This is a genomic window from Nostoc sp. (assembly GCF_036917935.1).
Lineage (GTDB): Bacteria > Cyanobacteriota > Cyanobacteriia > Cyanobacteriales > Nostocaceae > Nostoc.
On the sequence record NZ_JBALEL010000022.1, the window covers coordinates 180,866 to 190,786 of the forward strand.

Here is a 9,921-nt window from a genome sequence, read left to right on the forward strand (position 1 = left end):
ATCAAAGTGCCTAAAATCACAGCCAAATACTTTTCAAACATCCTCTTAGGCGCATACTTTAATCTAGTTTGTCACGAAAAACATGATCTGAGCGTCTAACGCACCATGTTATCTGGGGGAGCATCCCAATGCAAGCAAATTTATCAAGATAATAGATTGTCATTGCGATCTTAAGTAAAATATATCAAAGATTCCCGACCCTATACCCCACAAAAAAAAATAAATTACCTTAAAGTCTTATCAAGCAAAGACTTTGGCTATTGAGTACATTATTAATAGATATTAAAATATGCACTATTTTGGATGAGATATTAATAGATGCAGTATTTATTTAAAGTTAACTTAAGAGCCAAAAGCCATCAATAAATTATCCTTTAAACAAGGGGCAAATCTCACTACGGTTCGGATAATATCCACCTTTTAACAGCTATCAGTAACCAGTAAACACGAGTTACTGGTTACTGTTCACTGATTTCCTGGCCTGGCTATTTCTAATCCTTCTACTCACACGTTCTGATCATGCAGTTTAGAGGCGGGGACAAAAATCAGATTATGAACAAAACCTTTGCAACCATCGACGGAAATGAAGCTGTGGCCCGTGTTGCTTACAAATTAAATGAAGTAATTGCCATTTATCCCATCACCCCCTCTTCAGCAATGGGTGAATGGGCAGATGCTTGGTCAGCGGAAGGTCGTCCTAACCTCTGGGGTACTATTCCTAGCGTCGTGCAGATGCAGAGCGAAGGAGGAGCAGCTGGTGCTGTGCATGGGGCATTGCAAACAGGTTCCCTGAGTACTACCTTCACGGCATCTCAGGGATTATTGTTAATGATCCCCAACTTCTACAAAATTGCTGGTGAGTTGACTAGCGCTGTGGTTCACGTTGCCGCCCGTTCCTTGGCTACACATGCTCTATCTATTTTTGGCGACCATAGCGACGTAATGGCAGCTCGTGCCACTGGTTTTGCTTTGCTGTGTTCGGCTTCAGTGCAAGAAAGTCAAGATTTTGCTCTCATCGCTCATGCTGCTACCCTAGAGACGCGAGTCTCGTTTATGCATTTCTTTGACGGCTTCCGCACCTCCCATGAAGTGCAGAAAGTTAAACTGCTATCAGATGACGATTTGCGATCGCTCATTCACGATCATCTCATACTCGCCCACCGCAGTCGAGCGCTGACCCCAGATCGTCCAGTCTTGCGGGGGACTGCCCAAAACCCCGATGTCTACTTTCAAGGACGTGAAGGCGCTAACCTTTACTACAACGCCTGTCCCGAAATTGTCCAGCGGCTCATGGATCAATTTGGCGAACGCACGGGAAGGCATTATAAAATCTATGAATATTACGGCGCTAACGATGCCTCGCGCGTTATCGTTCTCATGGGTTCAGGCAGTGAAACCGTTCATGAAACAGTAGATTACCTTAACGCCCGTGGTGAAAAACTTGGTGTAGTCAAAGTGCGACTTTACCGCCCCTTTGATGTTCAAAGATTTGTGGCAATCTTACCAACTAGTGTAAAATCGATCGCAGTTCTCGACCGCACCAAAGAAGCAGGTAGCGCCGGTGAGCCTTTGTATTTAGATGTTGTGGCTGCTATCCATGAAGCGTGGGGAGACGAGGGAGACAATTATTCCTCATCCCCCAAAATCATCGGTGGTCGTTACGGTCTTTCTTCTAAGGAATTTACCCCGGCGATGGTGAAGGGCATCTTTGACAATCTTGCCCAAGCTAAACCAAAAAATCACTTTACGATTGGGATTAATGACGACGTTAGTCATACTTCCTTGAGCTTTGACCCTAGTTTCTCTACAGAATCGGATAATGTTGTCAGGGCAATGTTCTATGGATTAGGCGCTGATGGCACTGTTGGCGCTAACAAAAACTCCATCAAAATTATTGGTGAAGAAACCGACAATTACGCCCAAGGCTACTTTGTCTTTGACTCCAAGAAATCTGGCTCAATGACCGTCTCTCACCTCCGCTTCGGTAAAGAGCCAATTCGCTCCACCTACCTAATTGACCAAGCCAACTTTATTGCTTGCCATCACTGGGGATTTCTAGAACGCATAGATATTTTGAAAGCTGCTATTCCTGGGGCGACTTTGCTGCTTAACAGTCCATACAATGCAGATACCGTCTGGGAATATCTGCCGCTGAAGGTGCAGCAGCAAATTATCGCCAAGCATTTGAAGTTATATGTGATTAATGCTAGCCAGGTTGCCCGTGAAAGTGGGATGGGTGGCAGAATTAACACCATTATGCAGGTATGCTTCTTTGCCTTAGCGGGTGTCTTGCCACAAGAAGAAGCGATCGCTAAAATCAAACAAGCGATTGACAAGACTTACGGTAAAAAAGGCGTAGAAGTTGTCCGGATGAACTTGCAAGCTGTAGACAACACCTTAGACAACTTGCATAAAGTAGATGTCCCACAAACAATCCTCACTCCTAACTCCTCACTCCTCACTCCTCACTCCCCACTTAATTCCGCTCCCGAATTTGTGCGAGAAGTTCTAGGTAAAATCATGGTGTGGGAAGGTGATGACTTACCTGTTAGCAGACTACCAGTTGATGGCACCTTTCCCGTCGGTACTGCCAAGTGGGAAAAGCGTAACGTTGCCGAAGAGATACCTGTGTGGGAACCGGATGTCTGCGTACAATGTGGTAAGTGCGTCATGGTTTGTCCTCACAGTGCCATCCGTGCAAAGGCTTATCAAGCGGATGAGTTAGTTAATGCACCAGGAACCTTCAAGTCAACGGGTGCAAAAGATAAAGACTTTGCCAATCAAAAATTTACCATTCAAGTTGCCCCAGAAGATTGCACAGGATGCACTATTTGTGTAAATATTTGCCCTGCTAAAGATAAATCTGAGCCATCGCTGAAAGCGATTAATATGGCGCAGCAGTTGCCTTTACAAGAGCAAGAGCGGAAGAACTGGGATTTCTTTTTGAGTTTACCTAATCCTGACAGGCGATCGCTAAAATTAAACCAGATTCGCCAACAACAACTGCAAGAACCTTTATTTGAATTCTCTGGTGCTTGTGCAGGTTGTGGTGAAACACCTTATTTGAAATTATTAACACAATTGTTTGGCGATCGCGCTGTCATCGCCAATGCAACAGGTTGTTCTTCAATTTATGGTGGTAATCTCCCCACAACTCCTTGGACAACTAACGCCCAAGGACGCGGCCCCGCGTGGTCTAATAATCTATTTGAAGATAACGCCGAATTTGGTTTTGGCTTCCGCCTCTCCCTCGACAAACAAGCTGAGTTTGCAGGGGAATTGTTGCAACAGTTGGGAAGTGAAATAGATGAAAACCTTACCCAGTCAATCTTGAAAGCTGAACAAAAATCTGAAGCTGACATTTGGGAACAGCGAGAAAGGATAGAACTGTTGCAGCAGAAGTTAGATGAAATCGTCACTTTCGACCCCAATCTCAAATCTCAAATCCAAAATCTCAAATCCCTTGCAAATTACTTAGTGAGGAAAAGTGTCTGGATTGTTGGCGGTGACGGCTGGGCTTATGATATCGATTTTGGCGGTATCGATCATGTAATTGCTAGTGGTCGGAATGTCAACATCTTAGTCATGGATACAGAAGTGTATTCTAATACAGGCGGTCAATCTTCTAAAGCTACACCACGAGCCGCAGTTGCCAAATATGCCGCCAGTGGTAAGGCAGCACCTAAAAAAGATTTAGGGATGATTGCCATGACCTACGGAAATGTCTACGTAGCGAGTGTAGCCCTTGGTGCTAGAGATGAACATACCCTGAAAGCATTTTTGGAAGCAGAAGCTTATGATGGCCCATCAATAATTATTGCTTATAGTCATTGCATCGCCCACGGCATCAATATGACCACGGGGATGAATCACCAAAAAACTCTGGTAGAATCAGGTCGGTGGTTGCTGTATCGGCATAATCCAGAGTTGCTTAACCAGGGTAAAAATCCATTGCAATTGGATATGCGATCGCCTACGCAATCTGTAGAACATTCGATGTATCAAGAAAATCGCTTCAAGATGCTCACTAAGAGTAAACCTGACGTTGCCAAACACTTGTTAGAACAAGCCCAAGCTGAGGTAGATACACGTTGGCAGATGTACCAATATATGGCAAAACGCGAGATTCTCTGAACATCAGCCCTGATTTTAGTTATAAAAATTGCGACTTGATTAACTCAAGTCGCAACTTTCATTATAAAAAAAACCATTTTGGTTACTAAATTAATTCTTTTTGTTACAAACATTATAAATTTTGTGAGAAAAAAACCATTGTGGTTAGTAAATTTATTATTTTTGTTACAAACATCATAAATTTTGTTACAAAGTTACCTTTTTGGTTATTGACACTCCCCGCTCTGAAGAGACGGGGATTCTTTGATCTACGAGACAACTTGCTCGTGCAGGATTTCTCCAACAAGAGTAGAGGCCGTTTCTCCCAAAGCGTTGCTTGCATCTAGTGCAAAGGTTCCGGTATGCCCTACCGTACCCAATCCTAAATTAAGGATGTTTATTCCAGCATTGTGATCTCTATCTAGCTTGCAACCGCACTGACAAACATGAGTACGAGTAGATAGTGACTTTTTCACAATGGAGCCACAGTTAGAGCATTCCTGACTTGTATTACGCGGCTTTACCGCAATAGTAATCCTCTTAAATACTTTCCCAAAATACTCTAACCAAATTCTAAATTGATACCATCCAGCGTCATTGATTGATTTTGCCAAACAATGATTTTTTACCATGTTCTTAATCCTCAAATCTTCGTAGACTACTACATCGTTTGACGTGATTACGCACCTTGCCAATTTCACGGCATGGTCAAAACGTTGTCTACTTATTTTGAGGTGAACTTTACCTAATATATTTCTTGCTTTGCCTCTGTTGCTAGAACCTTTAACTTTGCGAGAAACGAGTCTTTGTGACCGTTTCATCTTGCGTTCCCCAGTTTTGTAAAACCGAGGATTATCAATTTTGTTTCCAAGTGAATCGGTATAAAAGCTTTCTAGTCCTACATCTAACCCAACTGTCTGGTGAGTCGGTTCTATTTTCTCCGAACGGTTTACATCAACACAGAATTGCGCGTACACGCCATCAGCACGTTTTACCAATCTCACCCGTTTTATTTGGTTGATTTGATAAAAATGCAGGTCACGAGTGCCTTTAAGCTTTAATCTTCCGATACCGTTTTTATCGGTGAAGGTTATAGATTTACGATCTTGTGCAAGCTTCCAGCCCGTTGATTTATATTCAACAGACCGACAATCTTTCTGGAATTGGGGGAAGCCCTTTTTACCCGATATCTTTTTCTTGCAGTTGTCATAAAATCGAGAGATAGCAGCCCATGCTCGTTCGGCTGCGGCTTGCCTAGCCATTGAGTTCAACTTATTCGCAAAAGAAAACTCTTTCGCTAATAATGCACAATGCCGTGATAGTTCAATCCAAGACGAAGCAAGACCTTGCATCCACAATCTGATAGCTTTATTCCGAATGAACTGAGTCGTTCGGATTGCCTCATCAATTGCTTGAAACTGCAATGCTTTGCCGTAGGTTTTGAACTCAAAAACTAGCATGAATATTTCTTATTTCACTTGTCTTATAATAACATACCTATCATAAGATTATCAAGTATCTTTAGGAAATACAATTATATTGCCGTCCTGGAAGGACGGGGCTTTTACCCAATTTTTTGGTAATAAGAGTGCGATACCTACGACGGGCTACGCCTATGCGAAAACTTTATATAGAATTCCCTAAAATTAACTCTAACTTTACCAAAATTATATCCAGCCTATTGACAATGCTTAGATACTCATCAGAAGATTTAAGCAATTTAAGTGATTATGGCTAATTCATTATTCAATTTCCTTAACCTCTCTGATTTGAATGGCACTAATGGCTTTTTGATTAACGGCATTGCAAGATATGACGCATTAGGCTTCTCAGTCAGCAATGGGGGAGACATCAACGGTGATGGCATTGACGACCTGATTATTGGGGCATTAAGTGCCTCCCCCAACGGCATCACATTTGCAGGGCAAAGCTATGTAGTGTTTGGGAAAACAAATCTGGGCAGTGGCGGCACTCTCAACCTCTCTGATTTAAATGGCACTAATGGCTTTTTCATTAACGGCATTGCAGAATTTGACGCATTAGGCAACTCAGTCAGCAATGGGGGGGACATCAACGGTGATGGCATTGACGACCTGATTATTGGGGCATCAAGTGCCTCCCCCAACGGCATCTCTGGGGCTGGGCAAAGCTATGTAGTGTTTGGGGGAACAAATCTGGACAGTGGCGGCAGCCTCAACCTCTCTGATTTGAATGGCACTAATGGCTTTTTCATTAACGGCATTGCAGAATTTGACCTCTCAGGCAACTCAGTCAGCAATGGGGGGGACATCAACGGTGATGGCATTGACGACCTGATTATTGGGGCAACTACTGCCTCCCCCAATGGCATCTCTAATGCTGGGCAAAGCTATGTAGTGTTTGGGGGGAGGAATCTGGGCAGTGGCGGCAGCCTCAACCTCTCTGATTTGAATGGCACTAATGGCTTTTTCATTAACGGCATTGCAATACGTGACTTCTCAGGCGACTCACTCAGCAATGCAGGGGACATCAACGGTGATGGCATTGACGACCTGATTATTGCGGTACAAAATGCCTCCCCCAACGGCAAAAATACTGCTGGGCAAAGCTATGTAGTGTTTGGGGGGAGGAATCTGGGCAGTGGCGGCAGCCTCAACCCCTCTGATTTGAATGGCACTAATGGCTTTATAATTAACGGCATTGCAGCAGGTGACTCTTCAGGCCGCTCTGTCAGCAATGCCGGGGACATAAACGGTGATGGCATTGACGACCTGATTATTGGGGCATTTGGTGCCTCCCCCAACGGCATCTCTGGGGCTGGGCAAAGCTATGTAGTGTTTGGGGAGAAGAACATTGGCAGTGGCGGCAGCCTCAACCTCTCTGATTTGAATGGCACTAATGGCTTTTTCATTAACGGCATTGCAGCAGGTGACCTCTCAGGCAGCTCAGTCAGCAATGGGGGGGACATCAACGGTGATGGCATTGACGACCTGATTATTGGGGCATATCGCGCCGACCCCAATGGCATCTCTAATGCTGGGCAAAGCTATGTAGTGTTTGGGGGGAGGAATCTGGGCAGTGGCGGCAGCCTCAACCTCTCTGATTTGAATGGCACTAATGGCTTTTTCATTAACGGCATTGCAGTAAGTGACTACTCAGGCAACTCAGTCAGCAATGGGGGGGACATCAACGGTGATGGCATTGACGACCTAATTATTGGGGCATCAAGTGCCTCCCCCAACGGCATCTCTAGGGCTGGGCAAAGCTATGTAGTATTTGGGGGGAAGAACATTGGCAATGGCGGCACCCCTGTTAAGCTGACTGGAACTCCTGGTGCAGATACCTTCTTTGGCACACCTAGCAACAACATCGATGGGTTAACTGCTAACGATACCCTCACAGGCAACGGTGGTCAAGATAAGTTTGTATTTCGCGCTGGCGATCGCAATGACATCATCACCGATTTTGCTGGCGTAGGTAAAGGCTCAAACCCATCAGCAGCAGTAATTGCCAATGTTGATACACTAGAATTTACAGGTTCGGGATTGACTGCCCAAAATCTGCAACTAACTCAAAATTGCGACAACTTAGAAGTCACCTTTGAAAATGTAGCTAACACCAAAGTAACTCTGCAAAACTTCCTCTTAGAAAACCTGGATAACCTGCCAGCAACTTTTTTACAACCAGCGATTGGCAATATCCTATTTGATGGGCAAACCAGCATTGCCGACAGCTTTGATGTGATTAATGCTAACTCCACTCAAAACAGCATTTTCAATAAAAACACTGTCACCTTCCTGAATGACTTAAATAATAACATTGCCGGTTTTGATAACTCCAATGATGTGATTAATGGTCAAGGCGGTAACGACATTATTAATGGCTTGAGTGGCAATGACTTGCTGCGGGGCGGTACTGGCAATGATGCCCTTATAGGCGGTATTGGTAATGATACTCTTGTCGGTGGCTCTGGTGCTGACAGATTCCTTTACAATACCAATGCTCCCTTTGACAGTTTTACTGTTGGTGTAGATACCATTAGCGACTTTCACAGTTGTGAAGCTGACAAAATTGTACTGGAATTGACTACCTTTAATACTATTAGTTCTGCTGCCGGAACAGGTTTTAGTAACAAGAGTGATTTTCAAATCACAACTTCCGTCGGGACTAGCACGGCGAAAATTGTCTATGACGCGGTGAGTGGGCAGTTGTTTTATAACCAAAATGGCAGCGCGGCTGGTTTTGGCAGTGGTGGTCTATTTGCAACTCTAACTGGTGCGCCAACTCTGGCGGCATCTGATTTTGTCTTGCAAGCCTAGTTTGTCTAAAACACAAAACTACTAGCTCAGAATATGTAACTTTAAGTTCCAATTTGTACCACTGTAGCAACCCTCGTTCATTAGCTGTTCTGCATAAGAGTTATATTATTTCATCGTGTAAACAGTTCATCGTTCACTTTCAACAGTCAAAATGACTTTTTCTTGTTTGAGTTTTAGAAACAAAAGGATCAATTCATGGCAAATTCAACTTTTAACCTTTCGGATCTCAACGGCACTAACGGCTTCGCTCTCAACGGCATCGCGGCGGCTGACTTTTCAGGCATTTCTGTCAGCAGTGCCGGAGACATCAACGGCGATGGCATCGCTGACCTGATTATCGGGGCAGAAGGTGCCGACCCCAACGGCAACTATTCAGGGCAGAGCTACGTGGTATTTGGCAAGAGCACAGGATGGAGCGCCACTCTCAATCTCTCTGACCTCAACGGCGCTAACGGCTTCGCTATCAACGGCATCGCGGCGGCTGACTTTTCAGGCTATTCTGTCAGCAGTGCCGGAGACATCAACGGCGACGGCATCGACGACCTGATTATTGGGGCATTTAATGCCTCCCCCAACGGCGACTCTTCAGGGAAGAGCTACGTGGTATTTGGCAAAAGTACAGGATGGAGCGCCACTCTCAATCTCTCTGACCTTAATGGCGCTAACGGCTTCGCTATCAACGGCATCGCGGCAGATGACTACTCAGGCAGGTCTGTCAGCAGTGCTGGAGACATCAACGGCGACGGCATCGACGACCTGATTATCGGGACAAGAGATGCCTCCCCCAACGGTGACTATTCACGGCAGACCTACGTGGTATTTGGCAAGAGCACAGGATGGAGCGCTACTCTCAATCTCTCTGACCTCAACGGCGCTAACGGCTTCGTTATCAACAGCATCGCGGCGGCTGACTACTCAGCCTATTCTGTCAGCAGTGCCGGAGACATCAACGGCGACGGCATCGACGACCTGATTATCGGGGCATCAAATGCCGACCCCAACGGCGACTATTCAGGGCAGAGCTACGTGGTATTTGGCAAAAGCACAGGATGGAGCGCCACTCTCAATCTCTCTGACCTCAACGGCGCTAACGGCTTCGCTCTCAACGGCATCAAGGAAGGTGACAGATCAGGCATTTCTGTCAGCAGTGCCGGAGACATCAACGACGACGGCATCGCTGACCTGATTATTGGGGCAGAAAGTGCCGGCCCCAACTATTCAGGGCAGAGCTACGTGGTATTTGGCAAAAGTACAGGATGGAGCGCCACTCTCAATCTCTCTGACCTCAATGGCGCTAACGGCTTCGCTCTCAACGGCATCGCGGTGAGTGACAGATCAGGCTATTCTGTCAGCAGTGCCGGAGATGTCAACTCCGACGGCATCGACGACCTGATTATCGGGGCATTCGATGCCTCCCCCAACGGCGACTATTCAGGGCAGAGCTACGTGGTATTTGGCAAAAGCACAGGATGGAGCGCCACTCTCAATCTCTCTGACCTCAACGGCGCTA

The 9,921-nt window shown here is 45.5% G+C and carries 3 protein-coding genes and 1 pseudogene; 3 read left to right on the top strand and 1 reads right to left on the bottom strand.

Going from position 1 to position 9,921, the window contains the following annotated elements:
• Positions 1-552: 552 nt before the first annotated feature.
• A complete protein-coding gene (gene nifJ, locus V7K62_RS10265; protein ID WP_334863824.1) occupies positions 553-4,134 on the top strand; it encodes a pyruvate:ferredoxin (flavodoxin) oxidoreductase in 3,582 nt (1,193 codons plus the stop codon).
• 248 nt (positions 4,135-4,382) lie between these two features.
• Here the strand turns inward: nifJ and V7K62_RS10270 are convergent, their stop codons facing one another.
• The gene (locus V7K62_RS10270) at positions 4,383-5,573 is read right to left on the bottom strand and encodes an RNA-guided endonuclease InsQ/TnpB family protein (protein ID WP_334863825.1); all 1,191 of its coding nucleotides are present in this window, start codon (positions 5,571-5,573) and stop codon (positions 4,383-4,385) included.
• 270 nt (positions 5,574-5,843) lie between these two features.
• Between V7K62_RS10270 and V7K62_RS10275 the strand changes: the two genes are divergently transcribed.
• Both V7K62_RS10275 and V7K62_RS10280 read left to right on the top strand, forming a co-directional pair.
• Positions 5,844-8,411 carry a beta strand repeat-containing protein gene (locus V7K62_RS10275; protein ID WP_334863826.1) on the top strand — a complete coding sequence of 856 codons (2,568 nt, stop codon included), beginning with the start codon at positions 5,844-5,846 and terminating at the stop codon, positions 8,409-8,411.
• A 195-nt stretch (positions 8,412-8,606) separates the two neighbouring features.
• Positions 8,607-9,921: pseudogene (locus tag V7K62_RS10280) on the top strand (integrin alpha); the annotation flags it as partial.